Annotated in this window: 13 protein-coding genes and 4 pseudogenes; 5 read left to right on the top strand and 12 right to left on the bottom strand. The window is 38.1% G+C overall.

The genetic code is table 11. The features are described 5' to 3' along the window. Positions 1 to 84: 84 nt before the first annotated feature. Complete coding sequence (locus JCM17102_RS03755; RefSeq protein WP_025074047.1) at positions 85 to 648, bottom strand: TlpA family protein disulfide reductase; 564 nt, start codon at positions 646 to 648, stop codon at positions 85 to 87. 206 nt (positions 649 to 854) lie between these two features. Beyond that, positions 855 to 2227: pseudogene (locus tag JCM17102_RS26050) on the bottom strand (NAD(P)/FAD-dependent oxidoreductase). Between the two features lie 241 nt (positions 2228 to 2468). Here JCM17102_RS26050 and JCM17102_RS03745 point away from each other — a divergent pair. Next, entirely contained in the window at positions 2469 to 3527 is a 1059-nt protein-coding gene (locus JCM17102_RS03745; RefSeq protein ID WP_025074046.1) for a winged helix DNA-binding domain-containing protein, read from the top strand. 119 nt (positions 3528 to 3646) lie between these two features. On the opposite strand, the pseudogene JCM17102_RS26045 reads toward JCM17102_RS03745, so the two are convergent. The 4 genes and pseudogenes from JCM17102_RS26045 to JCM17102_RS03725 form a co-directional block, all read right to left on the bottom strand. Then, a pseudogene (locus tag JCM17102_RS26045) lies at positions 3647 to 4817 on the bottom strand (MFS transporter). Between the two features lie 31 nt (positions 4818 to 4848). Further along, positions 4849 to 7223, bottom strand: a pseudogene (locus JCM17102_RS26040) (GH92 family glycosyl hydrolase). A 90-nt stretch (positions 7224 to 7313) separates the two neighbouring features. Next, positions 7314 to 8411: an ROK family protein gene (locus tag JCM17102_RS03730; protein ID WP_025074045.1), complete on the bottom strand. Its 1098-nt coding sequence runs from the start codon at positions 8409 to 8411 to the stop codon at positions 7314 to 7316. A gap of 40 nt (positions 8412 to 8451) precedes the next feature. Further along, positions 8452 to 10182 (bottom strand): class I mannose-6-phosphate isomerase, encoded by a 1731-nt coding sequence (locus JCM17102_RS03725; protein ID WP_025074044.1) that lies wholly within the window; start codon positions 10180 to 10182, stop codon positions 8452 to 8454. Positions 10183 to 10322: 140 nt separating this feature from the next. Here JCM17102_RS03725 and JCM17102_RS03720 point away from each other — a divergent pair, with 140 nt between their 5' ends. Further along, positions 10323 to 11051, top strand: a complete 729-nt coding sequence (locus JCM17102_RS03720; RefSeq protein WP_025074043.1) for a GntR family transcriptional regulator — start codon at positions 10323 to 10325, stop codon at positions 11049 to 11051. Positions 11052 to 11154: 103 nt separating this feature from the next. On the opposite strand, the gene JCM17102_RS03715 is transcribed toward JCM17102_RS03720, so the two are convergent. Both JCM17102_RS03715 and JCM17102_RS03710 read right to left on the bottom strand, forming a co-directional pair. Further along, entirely contained in the window at positions 11155 to 14280 is a 3126-nt protein-coding gene (locus JCM17102_RS03715) for a GH92 family glycosyl hydrolase (RefSeq protein ID WP_025074042.1), read from the bottom strand. Positions 14281 to 15010: 730 nt separating this feature from the next. Further along, positions 15011 to 15676: a DUF1349 domain-containing protein gene (locus JCM17102_RS03710; protein ID WP_025074041.1), complete on the bottom strand. Its 666-nt coding sequence runs from the start codon at positions 15674 to 15676 to the stop codon at positions 15011 to 15013. Between the two features lie 87 nt (positions 15677 to 15763). Between JCM17102_RS03710 and JCM17102_RS03705 the strand changes: the two genes are divergently transcribed. Then, entirely contained in the window at positions 15764 to 16537 is a 774-nt protein-coding gene (locus tag JCM17102_RS03705; RefSeq protein WP_025074040.1) for a response regulator transcription factor, read from the top strand. An 82-nt stretch (positions 16538 to 16619) separates the two neighbouring features. Here JCM17102_RS03705 and JCM17102_RS26035 read toward each other — a convergent pair. Then, a pseudogene (locus JCM17102_RS26035) lies at positions 16620 to 17313 on the bottom strand (HAD family hydrolase). 184 nt (positions 17314 to 17497) lie between these two features. Here JCM17102_RS26035 and JCM17102_RS03695 point away from each other — a divergent pair. Further along, a complete protein-coding gene (locus tag JCM17102_RS03695; protein WP_025074039.1) occupies positions 17498 to 18562 on the top strand; it encodes a DUF2027 domain-containing protein in 1065 nt (354 codons plus the stop codon). Positions 18563 to 18600: 38 nt separating this feature from the next. Continuing rightward, positions 18601 to 20895 carry an alpha-L-rhamnosidase-related protein gene (locus JCM17102_RS03690; RefSeq protein WP_025074038.1) on the top strand — a complete coding sequence of 765 codons (2295 nt, stop codon included), beginning with the start codon at positions 18601 to 18603 and terminating at the stop codon, positions 20893 to 20895. Positions 20896 to 20899: 4 nt separating this feature from the next. Here the strand turns inward: JCM17102_RS03690 and JCM17102_RS03685 are convergent, their stop codons facing one another. From JCM17102_RS03685 to JCM17102_RS03675, 3 genes are all read right to left on the bottom strand, one after another. Beyond that, positions 20900 to 21508, bottom strand: a complete 609-nt coding sequence (locus tag JCM17102_RS03685) for a LysO family transporter (RefSeq protein ID WP_025074037.1) — start codon at positions 21506 to 21508, stop codon at positions 20900 to 20902. Next, positions 21505 to 21792, bottom strand: coding sequence for a LysO family transporter (locus JCM17102_RS03680; RefSeq protein ID WP_025074036.1), 288 nt, complete (start codon positions 21790 to 21792; stop codon positions 21505 to 21507). The genes JCM17102_RS03685 and JCM17102_RS03680 overlap by 4 nt, the downstream gene beginning before the upstream one ends. Before the next feature lie 30 nt (positions 21793 to 21822). After that, positions 21823 to 22344, bottom strand: a 522-nt coding sequence (locus JCM17102_RS03675; RefSeq protein ID WP_025074035.1) for a DUF4249 family protein, incomplete at its 5' end; no start/stop codon positions are given.

Genomic DNA, 22344 nt, shown 5'->3' with positions numbered 1-22344 from the left:
TTCGTATAGTTGATTATTACAAAAGAAGAAATAAAAATCAAATAAACTTTTATTTTCAAATAGACTCAATGCTTTTTATACACTTTATAAATTGTATTTTTCTGGTGATTTATCGAATGCTTTGATTAATGATTCTATATTACCTTTAAGTTCCTCATATTTGGCAAGAGGATCATCTGTATATATATATTGGACTATTTGGTTTTTATTTGCAATATATATGCGTGGAACTCCGCTTTTGGCGAATAAACTGTAAATGGTTCGGTCTTCTTGGGCCGAATAAGGCATTGTGTAGCGCTGTTCCTTCCAGAATTTTCCTACTATTTGTTCTCCTTGTTCACGACTAATTGTGAATATGACAATATCCTTATTGTCTTTGTATTCTATATACAACCTCTCTATAATAGGAAGAATAGCAATACAGTCTGGGCAAGTTACACTTATGAACACTATGAATGAAATTTTTCCTTCTAACGATTGGCTGGTAATTGTTTCACCAGTATTCAATCGTACAGAAAATGTGGGTAACTCATCATTCACTTGAATGTTAGCTCCGTTCGGTTCTTCATCGTTGTCTTGTATACATCCGGTTAAGAAGAATACAGATACGGTAAGTAGCAGTAAATAATTAACTATTTTTATTTTCATTGTTATTGTGTATATTACATAACAAAGATATTATAATGGTGTGAATATACGGGATATAGAAGGTGATTATTTTGTGAGAAATGGTACGAATATCTGTTGGCGGAGTAAATTGAAATGGGGAATAAAACAAAAATCCTCGCCCCATATTTCTATGGGTACGAAGATTTTTTGTTAGATGTTTTTGTTATTTATGCTTTTCTGGATTTCTATGCAAACCCATTCAACATTCCGTAGAAATACATAGGTTTTAGGATGTGAACTTTCAGCCACCAAGCTGCTCGTTGTTCTTTGGAAGTGTCGATTAGGTTGAATGGGAAAGAAATTTCCGGTTCTTTTTTGTAATTGAATTCACATAATAGTACATGTCCGTAGTCTGTAACGATCGGGCAAGCGGCGTATCCGTCGTATTTCTCTTCAGGTTCTTTACCTTCCATCAATGATATGAGGTTCTTGGCGGCAATCGGTACCTGCTTGCGGACGGCAGCTGATGTTTTACTGGTCGGAATTCCGGCAACATCTCCTAAAGAGACGATATTGGGATATGTCTTATGGACTAATGTTTCTTTGTCTACCATTACCCAGGCATCGGCAGCCAGTTTGCCTTCCGTCCAACCTAATCCGGCTTCACGTACGAAGTCGGGAGCGACATGGGCGGCGTAAAATGAAGGAAGTCATAGTCTTCAATGAATGGCGTATAGACTTTCTGCTCGCCTACGGTTTCAATCTTTTCGAAGTGTACCTGTTTGGCAGCCGTATCAACACCTTTCACACGAACATTCAGATTGATGGGGATATTGCGTTCTTCGTAGATTTTCAGCAAGCGTGGAGTGAAAAAAGGAATATCGTACAATTCTTTGGAGGCTGTATAGTAGTGCAGGTCTGCTTTGTCACGTGTCTCTTGTTTTCGAGTGTAATCATCTGTCAGTAAACATATTTTTTTAGGTGCACCTCCGCATTTGTGCTTTGTATAGGTGTCGGTATAGATGGCTTTACCACCTGTCTTGCTGAATTCTTGTAAGGCTTTCCAAGTTTTTTGTGCACCTTCGAAATCATAGATGCTATGAGCATTACCTTCTCCTAATGTTGCTTGTGTAATACCTTCAACCTTTTCCCAGTTAGTCTGAAGACCAGGTGTCAGGACTAAGAAGTCATATGCAATTTTACCATTGTTTTTAGTTGCCACTTGGTTCTTATTTGGATCAATAGCAGCGACAGAATCTTTTATCCACTTGATGCCACTTGGCATACAGTCTTCTTGTTTCCTCCATACTTCGTCGGGTTGGTAGACACCTGATGCGATCAGGGTGAATCCCGGCTGGTAGAAATGGCGATCGCTAGGGTCGATTAATGTAATATCCGGTTCGTCCAACCAATCGTTTAGGCGAGCAGCCATGCTGATACCAGCAGCTCCTCCTCCGATAATGACAATTTTTCCTTTAGCGTTGCTTGAAAATTCTTTCGCCTTGTATATGCCAACAGCGGTCACTAAACCTGCTGCTGCCATCAGTTTGAAAAAATGGCGGCGATTGATACCTTTCTTTTCAAATGTTTTTAGTAGATCTTCCAATTCGTGGCTCATGTTTATGAATGAATAATTTTATCTGCAAATATACAAATAACTAGGGAGAATTAATCATTAAAATGAAAACAGAAGTAGGAAGGAGTATTATTTATTATTTCTGTCTCTTTAACTCGCAAAGTAGATTGAAATTCTTGTTAGTATGTTTGTTAATGTTCTTAAGACTATTAAAAAGAAAACCGGAAGTATATTTGATTTATATGGGGTAGAAATCTTATTTTTGTGGATAAAATCGACTGATATGAATCTATTTACAATTCGTCTTTTAAATCAACAGTTATTAAATCCACAATTTTGCCGGCCTAAAGAATTAGTGTCTTGGATGGGAGCGATACAAGCTCAAGATTATACAATGGTAAAATGGGCTGTTGGAATGCGGTTAAAATCAGCAACTATACAGACCGTGGAAAAAGCATTGCAAAAAGGAGAGATATTAAGGATTCATGTGATGCGGCCGACTTGGCATTTAGTGGCGGCAGAAGATATTCGGTGGATGTTGAAACTTTCTGCTCAACATATCAAGTCAGCAAATGACTCTTATGCTAAAGGACATAGTTTAGATATTACAGAGGAGGTTTATACAAAAAGTAATAACCTATTGGAAAAAATTTTGTGTGGAAAGAAAAGTCTCACTAAACAGGAAATAGCAGAACATTTTGAACGTGCCGGACTTTTAGCGGATACCTATCATATGACTCGTTTCATGGCACGTGCGGAAGTTGAAGGCATTATCTGTAGTGGTGAGTGCCGGGGAAGAAATCATACGTATATGCTTTTGGAGGAACGTGTTCCACCTGTACCGGAAATAACGAAGGATGAGGCTTTAGCCCGTTTGGCAAGAAATTATTTTCGTAGTCATGCTCCTGCGGTTTTACAGGATTTTATTTGGTGGTCGGGATTATCAATTTCTGAAGCAAAACAGGCTATTTATCTGATAGAGTCTGAAATGATTACTGAACAGTGGAATAGCCAGACTTGGTATATTCATAACTCTTGCCGCACTCGTGGTAAAATAGCTGATAGTTTACATTTACTTCCTCCATATGATGAATATCTTCTAGGATATAAGGACCGGACGGACGTTTTGCCTAAAGAGTTCTACCCTAAAGCATTTACAAACAATGGATTATTTTATCCGGTATTACTTCATGAAGGACAGATTATCGGAAATTGGAATAAGTCGGTAAAGAAAGGAGTGATAAACTTGAAACATTCTTTTTTTCAGGAAAATGTTTGTTTAGAAGAAAGTTTATTAAGTAATGCGAAGGATAGATATAAACAATATCTTTCATTTTTATAGGAGTTATGGATAGTAACTCCTTTTATATAACGACTATAACTGATGGGCTATCTCAAATTAGAAGGAAGAGATACCCCATTAGTTTTAACTACCAATTTGCATTAACATGGTTTTATTGCTTAGTTTAATTTGCCTGTTTTTATGCCGAAAGCACAATAAGTTAAATACAACACGCATACTAATGTAACACACACACCACCAATAATACCGACTTTCCCGATTGCTATACCAATAATAGGAGTGACTACTCCTCCACCCGCAATCGCAGTAATCATCAGACCAGAGATTTGATTAGCCTTTTCCGGTCTTGCTTGTAATGCCATTGAATAAATAATAGAGAATACTGAAGAGGCAAAGAAACCAACAGCACCAATACAAATCAGGTTTGTTATATCATTTTCTACGAATGCTAAGATCAATAAAGAGCAAAGACATGCGATTATGTTTACTCTGAAATACTTCATTTCGGCAATGCGTGCCAAGAAGAAAACGCCTAATAATGCCCCTATCGTACGAGTCAGGAAATAAACCTGTGGAGCGAATTTTACTTGTTCTGTTGTCCAGTTAAAACGTTCGGCCATTAGTTTAGAACTAATAAAGTTGGTAGCCACATCCACACCGACTATAAAGAAAATGCCAAGGAACAATAGCAGTATCTTTTTATCTTTCAACAAGAAAAAAAGTATCACTAATAGGCAGTAGTTGTGTTGTGGCAGAATCTTCTCTCTTTATAGGAGTAGCCATTAGCCAAATTGCTGACAATAAGGTGATGCAACCTAATATCGGGAAACAATAATACCATTTATCATCTCCAAAATGAGCGACGGCAAACAGAACAATTTCCGGTCCGACAAGAGACGAAACAGCTTTAATCACTTGTCCTGCAGTCAGACTGCTGGTCAATAAATGTTGGTTGGTAATAACATTACTCAACAATGGATTCAGTGAAACTTGCAGAATTGCGTTACCAATTCCTAGAAGAGCATAAGCGATCATACAGGTTACACTACTATAGCTGATTAAGGGCAATAACATACCTATTACAGTAATTGCCATACTAAGTAATACTGTATTTTTACGTCCCCACTTGTTCATATGATTTCCGATAGGGATTCCTAAGAACAAGAACCAGATAAAAACAAGAGAAGGAACAAATCCCGTCATAGCAGGAGACCAGCCGAAAGTACGTTGAACATAGTCGGAAGAAATTCCGACTATGTCACAGAATCCCATTACAAAGAAACCAAAAAGAATGGGAAGAGTCGCTAATGTTGAATTTTGTGTTTTCATGAATATCTTCTTATTTGTTTTAAGTATCTATTTATTCGGAACAACGAGGAGGTTTTTCTGCTCCCCATTGCTCGTTAGGCTGGTTTCCCATGATTAATTTGAGTATTCCTCCCTGATAGAGTTCGTCCCGATACATCCAGCATTGTTCCAATGGTTTCCCATTCAAAGTTGCCGATTGTATATAATAAGCATCCGGTGTATTATTTACTGTTTCAATAACAAAAGTTTTTCCCACAGCATTCATTGGGTTAAGTTTAATTTCAATTTTATCAAATAAGGGGCTACCCATCTGGAAAGTAGGGCGTTCGCAAGAACCACCTTGTACGTCAAACAATCCCATTGCAGCCATTACATACCATGCACCAATTGTCCTTGATCTTCATCTTGTCCATAACCGTAACCATGTTCACCACTAGTCCCATAAAACTCATCACAAATTAAGCGAGTCCATTTCTGAGTGAGAAATGGCTTTCCGGAGAAGTTGAATAGCCAAGAGATGTGGAGGCTCGGTTGATTTCCATGATTATAAGGACTTTGTAGACCGGAAAAAGCATTCACCACTTTTCCTCCTCCAAAAATAGACTTACGAGCCTCTGTGAAAATAGAATCGAGGCGATTATTGAATAATTCTTTGCCTACTTTCTCAATCAAACGACTCGGATTCTGTGGAACAAAGAAAGTATATTGCATTGCATTTCCTTCTTGAAACCCTCTCCATGATTCCAATGGATTGAAGTTATCGATAAATTCACCCTGAGGAACTCGTGGGCGAATCATCTTTAATGAATCATCAAACAATTTTTCCCAGCCATTTGATAATGACATCAAACGTTTGTAATCTTTCGTATGTCCCAATGCTTTTGCCCATTGAGCTACCGCATAAGCACTGAAGCTATACTCTAATGTATGTGATGCCGAGAAGCTGGAACCTTCTGAATGCGTACCGTAAAAAATACTATTTTCATAAGGCACATAACCTCTCTCTACAAACTGTTTCACATCCGTTTTACCAGCTCCTTCAATACGCCCTTCCCAGCCAAGTTCATTTTTCAGAGCGGCCTGATAACCTGTTTCGACATCAAAATTACGGATACCACTATTATATGCACCAGCCAATGCAATGCTTACCATGTTGGTTCCTACTCCTGAAACATATTTACTGGTAGCAATACCATCTCCCAACCAACCGGCATCTTTATATACTAGCAATTGACTATTAACGAAGTCATTATAGTATTCCGGATAAGCTAACGCCCAGAGAGGAGTCAGGTTCCAATAGGCTCCCCAGACAGCATCCGTATTATAATGATTGTGTTCAGGTTTCCCATCCTTATTTAGTGGAATTTGTCCGATAGTACCGTCATTTTTAGGATAAGCTCCATTCACATCATTAGCAAGCCCTCTGCCTAACAAAGCATGATACAATCCGGTATAGAATTTGATTTTGCTATCTTCCGTACCTCCTGATACCAGAATACGGTTCAACGTTTCATTCCATTTCTCTGTCGTTGCTTGTACCACTTCGTCAAAGGTAAGTTTTTCAGCTTCTGCTTCCAGATTCGATTTCGCATTTTCGATTGAGGTATACGACAATCCTATTTTTATAGTAACAACATCATCTTGCTTGGTTTTGTAATTTAAGCACATAATAGCTCCCGGCCCTTTTATTTCATTGCCAGATACTAAGGTGCTATCCTGATAGAAGACTTCTACCGATTCCGGAGTACGATCTAGTTTAGCATAGAAATACATGGCAACAGTAGCGCCCGACTGGTATTTCTTTACGTATTCCGGTTCTGTAATTACATATCCTTCAACTGTATTCTCATTGACCAGCTTAATATACGCATCGCGTACAGCGCCACTTTCTCCTTGACGGTTTCCTATATTAAAAAGAATGTGTGCATTCTCTGAATCCGGAAATGTATATCGTTGAAAGCCAACACGAGCCGTAGCCGTAAGTTCCGCTTTAACTTGGTAATCTTTTAGAAAGACTGCATAATACCCCGGACGTGCGATTTCATCTTTCTTATCAAAACGAGAACGAAAACCATTGTCCGGGTCTTCCAGTTTTCCCGGATTTGTCTTTACCTCTCCTGTAACCGGCATCAGAGAAATACCGCCAATTTGAAACTCGTGCAGACAAGGGAAACCGTCAATCGAAGTATGTCCGTCTTCATAGCCCACAGCTTCCCATCCCTGATTGTTCCCGTAAGTGCCGTTTGTAGAAGCACCTAATTTTGCTAATCCGAAAGGTTCGGCTGCGGGGGTATAAAAGAACCAACGACTATGTATGGTTCCGATATTAGGATTTACATACTCTACAAGATTAAGAGTTTTAGGAGAACTACATCCCCAAATACCGACTAAAACAAACAGGGAACTTATCCATTTCAACCTCATCATATTATACTTATTTTTTCTATTAACTACTTCTTGTTTTATTATACTATATCTGCAAATAAATTTCGGTTTCTTAATATAAAAACTGAAGATCTATGTTTCCAGTTGGGACAGGGCAAAAGTATAAGCTCCCAAAGCTACAGCTTTATTCGTTCCTAATGAAGAAACTGCAATACCTACTTTTTTATGATTGGCATAAATGACTTGTCTTTTAGAAAATGGAATATTCACCATCGTATTTTTCTCTTTCAGGAAGTTTTTCATACCTTCTTCTTCTGTCAAATTGAATACTTCCATTTGTAAGCAGGGAAAGGAAGCTCCGGTAAACGTGTGAATCTGTCTTTGCATTTCTTTCATCATACTTGGAAGAATGTATTTAGCTGCTCCGGCTATTCCTCCTCCAATTACGACTAAACCGTCTACAATATTCAGTGCCTGAATGATAGCGTGAGCTGCCATTTCTCCTAATTCATAGAAACTGTTGATAGCAGCTTGCTGATTTCCCTTTTTTGTTCCTTCAGCAATATCAAAAATATCTTTAGGAGTCAGTGAGGAAGCATCTTCTCCGATAACCTCTTGATATACTCGTCTGACGGCACGAATGCTAACACTTTCTTCCGTTATCATCTCCGGATATTTCTTGTTACGCATGATCCAGACATCACCACCACAACCGTTATCTCCGGTTAGTAATTGATTGTTAATGACCACTCCGGCACCGAATCCTGTACCTAATGTTATTCCTAATAGATTCTTGTATATTTTGTTACTTCCCTCAGCTTTCAAGAGTTTATTTATTTCGGGAAGAGTGCCTGACAAAGCTTCACCGTAAGCAAACAAGTTGCCATCATTATTAATAAAAACAGGAATACCGAATTGCTCTTCCAAATAGGGACCAAGTGCTACTCCTCCTCTGAATGCAGGGAAATTGGGCAAATCACCTATAATCCCATGCTCGTAATCAGCAGGCCCGGGAAAGGCAAAACTTATAGCTACCGGAAGTTTGGGTAATCGTTTTTCTACTTCCAGAAAGCCTTCTACAAGGACAGACAGGCAATGCTCCAAATTGTCGGATACTGCTGGTAAACAAATAGAATCTATTATTTCGTGACAGCCTTGCATTGCCGAAAACACGAAATTAGTTCCTCCAGCATCAAGGGTCATTACGATTCGTTCGTCATGTTCATACATCGGTCTTAATATATTAGATTAATGCGTCTGTTAGTTATTCTTAAAAACGTACGTAGGCTTTCAGTGTCATACATTCTTTTCCGGCAGATTTACCATAAGGACTGATAGTATACTCTTTGATTCCGGCAGGTATGATGAAAGTCTCGGCATAATGTACCACAAAAGGTTCAAAACTATGAATCGGACTTTCAACTACCACTTCTTCTCCTTCAAGTAGATTCAGCACGTTTACGCTGTCATTCGTGTGATGCAATACTGACGATGAGAAGCGGTGGCGGCGGGTTTCGATAAATTCATTCGGATGTAATCCGGTACGTTCTTCTACCCAGCCGTTTCCTGATGCAACTTCCTTAAATTGATTACGAAGGTGCTGATATACATATTTCGTATTTCGGTTCCAATTGATTACGTATTTTCCGCGTTCTATGTTGATAGGGCGTGGTTTGCCGTCTAATCCCAAACGTTGCCAATCCCATAATTTGAAAGTAAAAAGATTGGGTGTCGAACTTATTTCAAGTACCATGCTGTTTGCACCAGAGCAATGTATCGTGCCTCCCGGGATTAAGAAATGATCATGCTTTTTTGCAGGAATCTTGTTGATGTATTTTTCAGTATCAAAAATCTGTTCTCCCTTTTGTGCTGTACGTAGATCATTAATCATGGCTTCTTTATCTACTCCTTCTTTTACTCCTAGATAAACCACTGCATCTTCTCCGGCATCTAACAGGTAATAACTTTCGTCCTGAGTATAATACATGCCGAAGCTTTCACGAATAAACTGTGTAGTTGGATGTACCTGTAGGCTTAAATTACCTCCTTGCATCGTATCCAAAAAGTCGAAACGAATAGGGAAGTCTTTACCAAATCGTGATTCTACGGGTTCACCCAATAATTCTTTGCTTTTCAGCAGAACCAAGTCAATAGAAGGTAATTCAAATCGAATGCCATTTATTTCAAAGTAAAGGCTATTTTCCTCCGGTACACAGTCGAAACACCAACCAAAGTTTTTACGTTTACGGTCCAAGTCGCAAACCTCCTTCATCCACTGCCCGCCCCAAGGAGCCGGATCGAAGAAAGGAACTACTCGGAACGGCGTTTTTATCGTTGCCTCTATTCCTTTAAAAAAAGTCTCCTGATCAATCATTTTCGGTGATCCAGCTATATGAGTATCGATCCAATAATCTATCCTGTTAAATAAACTGTCTTTATAATTGTCACAAACTCTCCAATCATTGAAGTATCCTCTTTTATATTGTAAAGAAACTAATTCGTTCCGATTGTCCACTCCTAAGGCCATTACCTCGTGGCGTCGGAAGCGTTGCTGTATTTCCCAGCGCGCCATATCTGCATAAATAATTAGCGCATCGTGGGGAGCCACTAAAGAAGCCCCCGTTCCAATGATTAGCATAGTGCCTTCGAATTCATTGACTTCCTGGCGAGCTTTCGCTAATCTATCCGCATCAAAATAATCTTGCAGTTTCAGATTAGTAACGTAACCGAACAGCACATCTTCTGTCATGAAGCGTTCGGTCATTGCAAGAATTTCTTGTTCCGGTTTCATTAAACCTCGCACGTTGATTACTTTTTCGGAGAAAACTTTCTTAAAAGCTTCCATCACTTCTTCTTCATATACTCCCGTATACATATCAATCGCCAAGACCTTTTTCCCGTTCATTTTTTCTTTTAAAATGGTAATGATACTATCCCAGCCTTGCACAATCATTCCTGTTATCTTTGTAGAAGGATATTTATCGTAATTAGGTTTTCTCATGTTTACTTCTATTTGATTTTTATATGTTCATACATATATAATATTGTGCAAATATAAAGGTTTTGTTTTTATTCTCTACAATACTTGGCATTTTTTTTGAGAAGTCTTATATTTGCTGAGAAATAAACTGTTTTAAAGTAATGAAATTAGATCATAATAGTGATAAACCACTTCATATCCAGGCTGAAGAAATATTGAGAGGATTTATAGAGTCGGAGGAATATAAGAATGGGAAGCTACTTCCCAATGAAGTTGATTTGTCTAAACAATTACATATCTCAAGAAATACGTTGCGACAAGCTATCAATAAGCTTGTGTTTGAGGGGCTTTTAGTACGAAAGAAAGGATATGGCACTAAAGTGGTCAAAAAAGGTATTGTAGGGGGAGTGAAGAATTGGCTTAGTTTTTCTCAAGAAATGAGGATGTTAGGAATTGAAATTCGTAACTTTGAATTGCATGTTAGTTTAAAAAGACCTGCTGAGGAGATTAGTACTTTTTTTCATTTAGATGATATTTCTGACGCACGCTGTGTAGTGATGGAGCGGGTAAGAGGAAGAAAAGAATATCCATTTGTATATTTCATTTCTTATTTCAATCCGGCTATTCCTTTGACGGGTGAAGAAGATTATACTCGTCCTTTGTATGAAATACTGGAGAATCAATGTCATATAGTAGTAAAGACCAGTAAGGAGGAAATCTCTGCAAGGCTTGCCGGAGAGTTTATTGCTGAAAAATTAGAAATTGAGTCTAGTGATCCTATATTGATAAGGAAAAGGTTTGTATATGATGTGAACAACGTTCCTATTGAATACAACATTGGCTATTATCGGGCGGATAGTTTCACTTATACAATCGAAGCGGAAAGATAGATTGTGATGAATATGATTTAGATGATAATTGTGGGACTGATTAGAAGGTAATCTGATTCACTTTTTAGTCAGTCCCGACATTTATTAGATTAGAGTTTTATTTTCATAGGGTAACTCCCCATGTCTTATTAGGTGTGTCGCCCATTTCTAAAATTAATTCTCCTCCTTTCAGTAACTCAGATGCAGGGAAATAGAAACTTTCCAGAGGTTGTCCATTTAGTGTCGCACTCTGAACATATTTGTTCTTTCTTGATGCATTCTTTGCTGTAACTGTAAACTTATCTCCTCGTCCATAGAGTCCTTTTAGGTTAATAACGGTCTTTTCAAATAGCGGGCTTGCTATTTCATAAATAGGATCCGTTCTACAACCACCATCTGTTTGAAATAAGCCGATAGCGGCCATTACAAACCATGCGCTCATCTGTCCTTGATCTTCATCGCCCAAATAGGCATTAGCGATACCGTAACCATAATATCGGTCAATTATGGAACGGCTCCACTTTTGAGTTAGCCAGGGTTTTCCTGCCCAATTGAATAAAAAAGCAAAATGCATCGATTGTTGGTTACCTTGAACTACCGGATAATCCCAATATTGGTCATTAGGAGCATTGTATCTCCATGGCTCACTGACTGAAAATCCCCAATTCAATCGTTCTGTAAACTTGTCTTGTCCTACTAATTTAACCAAGGCGGGCATGTCTTGAGGTACAAAGAAACTTAGTTGCCATGCATTTCCTTCTACATAGTGATGATTTCGTCCTGATTGGAAAGGATTGAAATCAGATGTATAATTTCCAAGTGTATCCTTCATATGTGCATATCCATTTGCCGGATTAATTGCATTTTTCCACCAAGTTCCTCGTTCATTAAAAGTTTGATATTCTTTGTATTTGCCTAATGATTTAGCCAATTGCCCGATTGTCCAGTCGTCGTACGAATACTCTAAAGTATTAGAAAAACGTCCTTTTTCGATTGGGACATAATGATATTGGAGATAAGGGATTAAATCTCTGTTTCCCGCGAAACCGCCTGCGACATGGGTGGCAGGAGTTGTTTGCATCTTTTTGACTGCTTCAAAAGCTTTATTCACATCGTAATCCCTGATCCCCATTTGATAGGTGGAAACAATTAAAGGAATCTCATGTTCTGCTACCATGACAGGAATATATTTCATACCCGCTGGTCCCTTGGCTAACCAACCATTTGTGTCATACAGAGCTAGCTGAGAGTTCACCCATCTGGAAGACCATTCGGGTGTCAGTAGATTCCAAACTTGATTTAAATTCCAGAAAGTATTCCAAAAAGCATCGCATCCTAAAGCGCGGTGTTCCGGGTTGTTTAGTTTCTGCACTTTTTTGTCTGCTGACATCCATTCTCCGTTCACATCACTCCAGATATTCCTGCAAAAAGCTCGATATACATTTGTATAAAACCGTACCTTTTCCAAGCGATCATGGGTTGTAATCTGTACCCGACCTAGAATATTGTTCCATACTTGTTTCTGGTTTTGTACGATTGCATCAAAGTTCCAATCGAATTTATTGGATATTTCTTCCTTTAAATTCTCCGAGGCATTGGCTATGCTTACTAAAGAGATCCCTGTACGGGCTTGGACAATCGGATGTTTCCGGGTATCAAACTCGACGTATAATCCTGCATATTTTAGATCTTTTCCTTCAATGACGTCAGAATCAAGCACTTTGTCTTCCATCCAACCGCCGACCCTCTTAATGGGGGTGTCAAACTCTATCACAAAATTAACTCTATAATCCTGATCCGCATCATTGCTCCATACATGAGGGCGGGGAGACAGTTGATGACTGTACCCTTCGATTCGATAATCACTGACCTTTTTTATTTTAATGTCTACTAATTGATAATCATATTCCGTAGGAATTTGAAGATCAATCATTACACGTCCGTCTTGTTCTTTTGGAAAAGTGTATTTCTGAAAAGAAGCCCTGGTAGTTGCCGTATTTTCTACCCATATCTTCGTATCAGTCAGATAGACTTTATAATATCCCAGAGGAGCTTCTTCTGTTCTTTTGTCGATACGTGAACGATAGCCTTCATTCGGTTTTAATTCATCGCCTACTCTGATTTGCAGTTCACCATTAGTAGGCATCATACCCAGTCCTCCCATCGTCCACTCATGTATGTGGCTGAAACATCCAATCGTTTCAAAAGTGGGTTGATACCCGGCTTGCCATCCTGCATTTTGATTATCCGGGCTTAATTTTACCATACTGAAGGGCATCCAAGGGCCGGGGGCAATCATCCAACGTGAATGCCCTGTTCCCATTTTAGTATCTACATAATCAGCATAGGAATGTAATGCTTGGGGAGTACGTGTAATGGTGCCGGATTGTAATAGTTCATTGTCCACCCATATTTTATAAGTACTTCTTTTTGATTGATGTACTGCCGGCATAGGAACTTCAAATTGATAACGAGCGGTGTCCATGACGGAGGAAAATATCTCAACGTTATCAACTTCTACTTTAAGCCTGGGGCTTCCGGTCAAATGTTCAACATCAACTAACAACGGTTGAAATCTGTTTCCATCATTTTCTATTTCATAATTAGCAGCGTAAATGTCACGAAGAAATGCTTTTGCGTTCGTTTTACCTAATGTTGCTTGATTGGGGCCCATTAGTTGTATTTGGTCAAATACTATCCAGCCGCCCTCCAAGACAGAGATAACAATGGAATTCCCTCCTTTTTTTAATTGCTTATCTTCAAGCGGAAAGTTTAAAGTTGTTTTCTTTACATTTTCTACGTCACCCTCTAATACTTCTTTGGGACCACCTTCAACTACAAACCTTTTACTTACAGAATTGACCGTAACTTTTACAACTGCCCCTAATGGACTTGCTCCTAATAAATCTATGACTAGATTCCAATCTTTAGATTTAGAAGGATTTTCAAGATTAAAAAGTATAGTTGTATCATGTGTTCGCCAACCTGATGTACCTCCTGTTCCTCCCCATTGATCTGCAGGGCCAGGTAGTACATACGAGAATTCTTTATCTACGTTTGAAGTCCCTATTAAAAAATAGCGATCTTCGTATCCGAAGTCATTGGCCAGAAACTTTGTGTAATCTGAGGGACCTAATGCTAATTCAGCTGATGAGCCATCTTTTTCCCCTATCTGCCATATTATTTTATCTGCTATAATATATAATGTAGGAAATATCGCTAACAATAATGAAAAAAATAGTCGTTTCATATAGATGTGTTTTTTGATTTGTTCAAACATGTAGCAAAGGTATAAAAAAACTGTGTAAACTCTGATATATAATGTAGCAATTATTGCTAGTAATAATGAAAAAAGTAATCGTTTTATATAGATCTGTTCTATGTTTGTTCATACATTTTTTTGGTAAAGTATAAAAGTAGGTATGTCATAATCTAAACTTTAAACATTTACTTACTGTTTATGAACAGTAAATACATTCCTTGTTCAATGAATTTTATTAGTATCTGTTTATATAAGTATTAATAGAAAAGTTACTTTCTATTAGAGATAAACTTTCTTTCCTCTAGTAGTAAACTTCCTTTTGATCTTTACTAAACTATAATTGCAAGTTTTGTTTTTATAATTGCAAGTTGCGTTTATATAATTGCAACTTGCATTTGTATAATCAAAGCTTTCAATTATAGATTTGTTTTAAGCAAGAAAAACTTCTCTATAAGAAGAAAGTAAGTTTATGATTAGTAGAGGAGAACTTATCTATTAATGAATTGGGTGAGAGATAAGGTTATTATGAAATGTGATAAAGAATCGTCAGATTGAGGAATTACCGAATTAGGTCCAGTGAATAAGTGAATGCAGATGTGAAGGAAAGTCTTCACCCTCTAATGATTATGAATAAAGGATTGTGAAGAGGTAAAGGACTTTTTGTTTATAAAGGAATTCCTTTTATTCCAGAATTCCTTTTTAATAAGATTATCAGTTTCTATTTATTTTGCTGTCTTTTTGCCCATTCCAATCTTCGTTGGTCAGGTAATTGAGTTACTTTGAACTCTTCAAATGTAGCAGTAAATCCATTTCCGTCGGGACAAGCCCCCATTAACCCCACCATTACGGGGCAGTTGTCTTGTAACCAGCAGGTACGCATCATAATATATTCTTTGTCATCACGTGAAAAGAAGATTTCTACTGCGTCTAACTTCCGGACTGCTTTGATCCAAATAGAACGTGGAGCATCCGGTAATTGTACTACACTCCAATCACTAGTGTGATGTGTTACTACAGCGCTGACATTCTGTTTACCGTTTACGTATTCTACACCTGCCTTAATCCAGTTCTCATGATCGATGCGTAACATTAATCCCATTTGATCGAAGGTAGTCACATAGTTCCCGGTGATTTTTACTTTTGCTTCAAATTCTCCTCCATATGTGGCATAATAAAAAGGACCGTCATCAACGGTGAATCCATAATGTGAAATTCTCCAGAAGTCTGTTTTTTCCGGAACATCCATTACCAATGTTTTACCGTCTTTAATTTCCCATTGTTGAGGCTCATTCAGCCAATTCATTTTATCCAAACTTTGTGCCATAGTCGAAGTGGTAGCCGTCAATAAAGCAATTGACAGTAATTTGAGTTTTAAATGTTGCATGTACGTTTCTTATTTGTTTATCTTTGTGGGGCAAAGGTAAGTCATATGTTTATATGTGACAATACTGAATATTAACCATTTTAGAAGATGGATGTATTACAAAAAGAAATAGACGAAGTATATGCCATGCATTCGATTGTTCATGAAACGTTGGATTATAAAAAGTTGGAGCAACATCAACTGTTTATCCATTCATTGATAGCGATTAATGGCGGATGTGCTGTAATTTCTGATCTTTCCAATCGGAAAAGTTATGTGACTGTTCATCCATGGGCACACTTCTTGGGATTGACTTTCGAGGAAGCATCTTTGCAAGTGATTGATTCGATGGACGAAGATTATATTTATCGGCGAATTCATCCGGAGGATTTGGTTGAAAAGCGTTTATTGGAGTATAAATTCTTCCAGAAAACCTTTTCGATGTCTCCCAAAGAACGTTTAAAATATCGGGGAAGATGCAGACTACGGATAATGAATGAAAACGGAGAATATCAGTATGTAGATAATTTGGTACAAATAATGGAAAATACTCCTGCGGGAAATGTGTGGCTAATTTTTTGTCTTTACTCTTTGTCTGCTGATCAACGGCCCGAATCTGGCATCTATGCAACTATCACTCACATGGAACGTGGTGAAGTAGAAATGTTATTCCTTTTGGATGAACATCGGAGTATATTATCCGAACGTGAAAAAGAGATACTCCGTTGTATCAGGAAAGGTTTGTCGAGCAAGGAAATAGCAAATTTCTTTTGTATTAGTGTTAATACTGTAAACCGACACCGACAGAATATTCTGGAGAAACTTTCTGTGGGTAACTCGATAGAAGCTTGTAGAGCTGCGGAATTAATGAAATTGCTATAATTGACTTTAACATGTTGCTTTTAATCACTTTCCAATCAATATTATATGTACTATTTCAACTTCTCATATCAATGTTTGTTTGCTAGAACAAGGATAACAGTTCACCGAAACGTTTTATCTGTTTCAGATGTTTATGCGTAAAGGTTTCCACAATTTCGTGTTTCCACATCACCTCGAAGGGAATATGAACTCCGTATCCTCCTAAAGATAATACAGGCTGAATATCTGATTTAAGAGAGTTGCCAATCATAACAAATTCGGAAGGATCTATTTGTAGAATCTTTAATAATCGAAGATATTCTTTCTCTGTTTTATCAGACATTACTTCAATATGGTCAAAGTAAGAAAATAATTCAGAACGCTCCAACTTATTTTCTTGATCCAATAAATCCCCTTTTGTTGCGACAACTAGTTTATATTTACTTTTTCCTTTCAAAACTTCTAGTGTTTTCTTGACTTCTGGCAATAATTCAATTGGCATTTCTAATAATGACTTACCCAAATTAATTATTTTCTCGATATCGCAAGCTGAAATTCTTTGTTTGCTAACAAGCAGTGCCGTTTCAATCATTGAAATTGTAAATGCTTTTGCACCATATCCCAAATACTTTAGATTCTTCATTTCAGTTTGGAATAAGGCTGATGATATTTCTGGTGAAGTACCATAAGAATCCAATAAGGTTGTATATTGTTTTTCTACTTCTTGAAAAAAAAGGCTCGTTACTCCATAATGTATCGTCTGCGTCGAAGGCAATCACTTTGATAGAATTTTTCATTGTTTCTGTTATTGTTTTGTAGTTACTCAAATGGAAACGTTTGTACTAATGGGGCAAAGTTAGAGAAAAATAATAAATAAAAATGGATTTCTTGTTTTTGGAATTGATTTCGATAGATTTTCGTAGAAATGCTCTATCTTTGTTATTCATTATTAGTTTGAACTTTAATAGGAGATATATAACGATGAAAATAGGAGATAAAGTACGCTTTCTTAGTGAAGTAGGTGGGGGAGTCGTAACAGGATTCAAAGGTAAAGATTTCGTTTTAGTAGAAGATGCAGACGGATTTGATATTCCGATGCCGATACGTGAGTGTGTAGTGATTGAAACAGATGATTATAATATAAAGCGTAAGCCAAGTACGTCGGCTCCGAAACATGAAGAACCTGCGAAACCTATAAAACCAGAAATGCCTATCGTACAATGCCAACCGGAAGTACGTGGCGGAGATACATTAAATGTATTTCTTGCTTATGTACCCGAAGATGCAAAGGCAATGATGACTACCCCCTTTGAGACTTATCTGGTAAATGATAGTAATTATTATTTGTATTACACGTATATGAGTGCGGAAGGGACAGCTTGGAAAACTCGTTCGCATGGATTGATTGAACCGAATACAAAATTGTTGCTGGAAGAATTTACTAAAGATATATTAAATGAAATGGAACATGTAGCAGTTCAGTTTATTGCTTTTAAAGACAGCAAACCTGCGGCAATCAAACCTGCTGTGAATGTGGAGTTGAGAATTGATACGGTGAAGTTTTATAAGTTGCATACATTCAGTCCTTCTGACTTTTTTGAAGAACCTGCACTAAATTACGATATAGTCAAAGACGATATGCCAGCTAAACAGGTGTATGTATCGGCGGAAGAACTTCAAACGGTTTTATTGCAAAAAAAATCTATTGATAAACCTAAGTCACAACCTATCATAAAGCCAAACCGGGGACATGATGGAAAAAGTGGAATAATTGAGATTGATCTTCATATCGATTCTTTGCTGGATGATATTACAGGAATGAGTAACAGCGAAATATTGAATTATCAACTGGATAAATTTCGTGAGGTAATGGAGGAATATAAGAATAAGCGTGAGCAAAAGATAGTCTTTATACATGGTAAAGGAGATGGAGTACTTCGGAAAGCAGTGCTTGATGAACTGAAGCGGAAATATAGTAATTGTCGTTATCAGGATGCTTCTTTTCAGGAATATGGATTTGGTGCTACAATGGTGACAATTAAATAAACACAAGTTTTCGTCATATTAATAATGCTGTGAATTACATGAAAAGAAATAGATTACTGAAGCGGTTGGCATTAGTAGTTTTGGGAGTATTTTCTATATCTTTATCGGCTATAGCTGGTAACAAACCATCTGGATTGATGACCGATTTGATAGAACATACCGACCGTACTTGGAACAATGGATATGTTTCCAGTCTTCCGGTTTGGAAGCTTGATTCTGCTATTGAATCACTTCAATATGCTGCTATTCGTTCAATGTATCCTGCCTTTTCATGGATTGTTCCGGGAGAAGCACAAAATACACATCAAATTGCTTATCGACTGATTGTTGCTGATAATCTGTCGGATGTAACTTTCGGAAAGGGAAATGTGTGGGATAGTGGTGAAGTAAAGAACGGACAGTCGGTTGCTGTTTTATATGGAGGTGAAGCTCTGAAACCTGATAAGATTTATTTCTGGAGGGTGAAAACTGTGACAGATACAGAAGGGGAGAGTGAATGGTCGGAAGTGAAAGCTTTCCGCACTGCTGGGAGCTTATCTGAATATGCAACAGCCTATTATCCACAGGTAAAAACAATGGAATCACCAGTTACAGTAAGAAAGCTCTCAACTAATGCATGTCTGGTTGATTTCGGAACCGATGCTTTTGCTCAATTGGTTTTAACATTTACGTCGGTGATCGAGTCTGATTCGGTAACTATACATTTGGGAGAATGTTTGGAAAATGGGCATGTATTGCGTAATCCGGGACAATCGACCATTCGATATCGGCGTTGCCAGTTAGGATTACTAAAAGGAACTCATACTTATCGGATTAAAATAGAAAAGGATGGCAGAAATACTGGAAAAGCGGCAGTGTTGATCCCGGAATATATTGGTGAAGTATTACCATTCCGGTATTGTGAAATTGAGGGATACAATGAATCTCAACCACCTATTTCTATCGTTCGTGAAGTGGTGCATTATCCGTTTGACGAAATGGCTTCTTCTTTCTGTTCTTCTGATGATATCTTAAATCAGGTATGGAAACTATGTAAATATTCTATTCGTGCAACCTCATTTGCTGGAATCTATGTGGATGGGGATCGTGAACGAATCCCTTATGAAGCAGATGCATTGATTAATCAGCTTTGCCATTATGGTGTGGATCGAGAGTATTCGATGGCACGCCGTTCGCATGAATATTTGTTATTGCATCCTACCTGGCCTACCGAATGGATTCTTCAGGCTGTGTTGATTGCTTGGCAGGACTATCAGTATACAGGAGACTGTCGTTCGCTCAAAGCCAACTATGAACTACTGAAACCTCGACTCCTGTTGTCACTCCGTGAAAAGAATGGGCTGATAAGTACAAGTACCGGATTGCAAACTCCGGAGTTTATTTCATCCATTCGTATGAATGGGCAGATTAGAGACATTGTGGATTGGCCTCATACCAAGCCGGACAGTAAACTATGGGATGTAATGGGAGAGTCGGACGGATTTGTTTTCACTGATTATAATGCAGTAACGAATGCTTATCATTATGAAGCTCTAAGATTAATGGGGCAGATAGCAGACGTTCTGGAGAAGTCGGAAGATGCTGATTTGTATACTTCGGAAGCAAAGAATTTCAGGAAGTTGTTTATCCGTTCATTCTTTAATACGAGCAAAGGATATTTTATGGATGGGCTCTCGGCAGATACAGACCATGCTTCATTACATGGCAATATGTTTCCGCTAGCTTTTGGTCTGGTGCCGAAAGGAAAAGAACAGGGAGTAATTAATTTCATCCGCACTAGGGGAATGGCGTGTAGTGTTTATGGTTCACAATTTCTAATGGATGCCTTATACAAAGCAAATGATGCGGAATATGCATTACAAATGCTGAACAAGACAGATGAACGCAGTTGGTATAATATGATTCGTGTCGGTTCTACTATATCCTTGGAAGCCTGGGATAATAAATATAAGACGAATCAGGATTGGAATCATGCTTGGGGAGCAGCTCCAGCCAATGTCATTCCACGTCATCTGATGGGGGTAGAACCATTAACACCCGGTTTTGGAACAGTTCGTATCAAACCTCAATTGGGATCATTGGAGTGGGCGGAGGCAACTGTTCCAACCATTCGTGGAAATGTCCGGATAGCTGTCAAAAATAAGAGTGAAGAGTATTCTCTAAAAGTCTCTATTCCGGCTAATATGGATGCCGAGGTTTATTTGCCGCTTCCTTCCGGTAAATATAAAGTTATGATGAACGGAACTCCGGTAAAGGCTACTCGAGTGAAGGGAGAACCATATTTGTCTGTCGGAAAGATTGGTTCGGGCACTTATTCTTTCTTAATAAATTGATTATTCAGAATGATACAGAGCAAAAGAATGTTACGAGAAAGGGTACACTAAAGTCTACAATGAAACCATGAAAGATGGAAATGATGACAAATTCCTGTCCCGAATAACGGGTGATAATGGGAAGTGTTGTATCCATGGTGGTAGCTCCCCCCACAGATATAGGAGCTAGTTTACCGAAATATTTCACTAATAAAGGTGCACCTAACAAGGCTATTATTTCACGCATAATATTAGAGAGGAGTGCGATCGTTCCTAATTCCGCTCCTTTGTATTCGGTAATAAAGATACTGGATAGTGAATAGTATCCAAATCCGGCTCCTACAGCCATACAATCTAAAGGAGTACGCTGACTCATGAAAAATCCTGCAACGGCACAACCGGCTAATGTTCCTAGTATAGTTATAATGGGCAGAAAAACTAGGCGAGGATTCAATGACCGGAAACTTTTCAATGTTTTCGGGTCATTACCAATACTGATACCTACACAAAACATCAATCCGCAAAGAGCATAATAACTGAGATTACTATCAGAGAAATTGAACGGAATGAGATGATAGAGACCGCAAAGAGTACCTATGATGAAAAAGGATACAATGATTAGGCTGCCTTTCATGCTTTTTCCTCCTTCTCTCTGTTCCTTATGTATAATAGGTACCAAAGTCCCCATGCCAATAAAGTACTGCCGATAACTGCAGCCAAAGTTATAATCAGTGCTTCAAGCCCCAACGTATGTAACCCATACATGATGGCTTTGTTGTCTCCTACGTCTATCCCGAGTAGGAAGAGCAATAGCCATATCAGAAAGGTAATAATTTTGTGTATCCATGTCAGCCGTTTGCTACGTAGTAGGTAGCCGATAAGCATACCTGACAGCATGATTCCTATAATAATGAACATAATTTCTTGCTTTTGGCTGCAAAGATAATATTAATATCGTCTCCAATAATCTGGGAAGTGGATCGTTTTGCTTACTTCAGTACTTATTCCGATGACTCCTATGCCTCCATTGACGTTACTTGGGAGTTTGACGGGTTCGTTTATGGTTTCGTCGTAAGAGTAGGATTCCAATAAATTGAGTGCTTTGAGGTAGTAATATTCTGTTTCTGTAATACTTAGCAGATGTATGACGACGTCTACTTCGATATTTACGGGTAATTGTAAATATCTGGGTGCTTTAATGTTATTGTAGACAGTCATTGTGTAAGAACTATTTTTGAAACGTGAATCATCAAATACACCGTATTGATTTTCTATGTTATCAAATATACCATTATCATCATCGTCCCCTGTGGAAGGGTGTCCGTCTGTTAATACAATATCATCATGTGCCTCGAACCCATAGCTATGTTTGATTTTCATGACAGTTTCGTCAGTATCAAAGTTATAATCAGGTATGGATATCTGTAGGTCTACAAGGATACGATAGTAATTATCTTCGTTTGGGCAATT

The sequence above is a fragment of the Bacteroides faecichinchillae JCM 17102 genome, from assembly GCF_000614145.1.
GTDB lineage: Bacteria > Bacteroidota > Bacteroidia > Bacteroidales > Bacteroidaceae > Bacteroides > Bacteroides faecichinchillae.
This window is presented reverse-complemented; position numbering and strand designations above follow the sequence as displayed.

What these genes read in the sequence shown, in the direction of transcription:
- JCM17102_RS03745 (WP_025074046.1), top strand. Translation starts at nt 2,469, where the DNA reads ATGAATCTATTTACAATTCGTCTTTTAAATCAACAGTTATTAAATCCA.
- JCM17102_RS03690 (WP_025074038.1), top strand. Translation starts at nt 18,601, where the DNA reads ATGAAAAGAAATAGATTACTGAAGCGGTTGGCATTAGTAGTTTTGGGA.
- JCM17102_RS03755 (WP_025074047.1), bottom strand. Translation starts at nt 648, where the DNA reads ATGAAAATAAAAATAGTTAATTATTTACTGCTACTTACCGTATCTGTA.
- JCM17102_RS03680 (WP_025074036.1), bottom strand. Translation starts at nt 21,792, where the DNA reads ATGTTCATTATTATAGGAATCATGCTGTCAGGTATGCTTATCGGCTAC.
- JCM17102_RS03720 (WP_025074043.1), top strand. Translation starts at nt 10,323, where the DNA reads ATGAAATTAGATCATAATAGTGATAAACCACTTCATATCCAGGCTGAA.
- JCM17102_RS03710 (WP_025074041.1), bottom strand. Translation starts at nt 15,676, where the DNA reads ATGCAACATTTAAAACTCAAATTACTGTCAATTGCTTTATTGACGGCT.
- JCM17102_RS03705 (WP_025074040.1), top strand. Translation starts at nt 15,764, where the DNA reads ATGGATGTATTACAAAAAGAAATAGACGAAGTATATGCCATGCATTCG.
- JCM17102_RS03695 (WP_025074039.1), top strand. Translation starts at nt 17,498, where the DNA reads ATGAAAATAGGAGATAAAGTACGCTTTCTTAGTGAAGTAGGTGGGGGA.
- JCM17102_RS03685 (WP_025074037.1), bottom strand. Translation starts at nt 21,508, where the DNA reads ATGAAAGGCAGCCTAATCATTGTATCCTTTTTCATCATAGGTACTCTT.
- JCM17102_RS03725 (WP_025074044.1), bottom strand. Translation starts at nt 10,182, where the DNA reads ATGAGAAAACCTAATTACGATAAATATCCTTCTACAAAGATAACAGGA.
- JCM17102_RS03730 (WP_025074045.1), bottom strand. Translation starts at nt 8,411, where the DNA reads ATGTATGAACATGACGAACGAATCGTAATGACCCTTGATGCTGGAGGA.
- JCM17102_RS03715 (WP_025074042.1), bottom strand. Translation starts at nt 14,280, where the DNA reads ATGAAACGACTATTTTTTTCATTATTGTTAGCGATATTTCCTACATTA.